Source organism: Kitasatospora sp. NPDC059599, assembly GCF_042735125.1.
GTDB lineage: Bacteria > Actinomycetota > Actinomycetes > Streptomycetales > Streptomycetaceae > Kitasatospora.
In genome coordinates this window covers 195109-196443 of sequence record NZ_JBHWCL010000002.1, presented here as the reverse complement: position 1 = coordinate 196443, position 1335 = coordinate 195109, and the positions used below count along the sequence as shown (strand labels likewise).

1 protein-coding gene is annotated in these 1335 nt (G+C 69.3%); it reads left to right on the top strand.

All coding sequences use genetic code 11. The features are described 5' to 3' along the window. The coding region (locus ACFV04_RS01880; protein ID WP_380526120.1) for an acetate--CoA ligase at positions 1–1335 on the top strand (1335 nt) is incomplete at both ends.

Below are 1335 nucleotides of genomic sequence, written 5' to 3'. Positions count from 1 at the left end.
CAGGCCCGCCGTCTGGACTGGGCCGTCGAGCCGACCCAGACCCTGGACTGGTCGAACCCGCCCTTCGCGAAGTGGTTCGCCGACGGCAAGCTCAACGTGGCCCACAACTGCGTCGACCGCCACGTCGCCAACGGCCTGGGCGACCGCGTCGCCATCCACTTCGAGGGCGAACCCGGCGACAGCCGCTCCCTCACCTACGCCCAGCTCAAGGACGAGGTCTCCCAGGCCGCCAACGCCCTGCTCGAACTCGGCGTCCGCAAGGGCGACCGCGTCGCCGTCTACCTCCCCATGATCGCCGAAGCCGTCGTCGCGATCCTGGCCTGCGCCCGCATCGGCGCCACCCACTCCGTGGTCTTCGGCGGCTTCTCCGCCGACGCCGTCGCCTCCCGCATCCAGGACGCCCAGGCCAAGCTCGTCATCACCGCCGACGGCGGCTACCGGCGCGGCAAGCCCTCCGCCCTCAAGCCCGCCATCGACGAAGCCCTCACCAAGACCGACGGCGTCGAACACGTCCTGGTCATCCGCCGCACCGGCCAGGACATCTCCTGGACCGAAGGCCGCGACGTGTGGTGGCACGACATCACCGCCCGCCAGTCCACCGAACACACCCCCGAGGCCCACGACGCCGAACACCCCCTGTTCATCCTCTACACCTCCGGCACCACCGGAAAGCCCAAGGGCATCCTGCACACCTCCGGCGGCTACCTCACCCAGGCCGCCTACACCCACCACGCCGTCTTCGACCTCAAGCCCGAGACCGACGTCTACTGGTGCACCGCCGACATCGGCTGGGTCACCGGACACTCCTACATCGTCTACGGCCCCCTCGCCAACGGCGCCACCCAGGTCATCTACGAAGGCACCCCCGACACCCCCCACCAGGGCCGCTTCTGGGAGATCGTCCAGAAGTACGGCGTCACCATCCTCTACACCGCCCCCACCGCGATCCGCACCTTCATGAAGTGGGGCGACGACATCCCCGCCAAGTTCGACCTGTCCTCCCTGCGCGTCCTGGGCAGCGTCGGCGAACCCATCAACCCCGAAGCCTGGATCTGGTACCGCGAACACATCGGCGCCGGCACCGCCCCGATCGTCGACACCTGGTGGCAGACCGAGACCGGCGCCATGATGATCAGCCCCCTGCCCGGCGTCACCGAGACCAAGCCCGGCTCCGCCCAGCGCGCCCTGCCCGGCATCTGCGCCACCGTCGTCGACGACAACGCCAACGAAGTCCCCAACGGCTCCGGCGGCTACCTCGTCCTCACCGAACCCTGGCCCTCCATGCTCCGCACCATCTGGGGCGACGACCAGCGCTACATCGACACCTACTGGAAG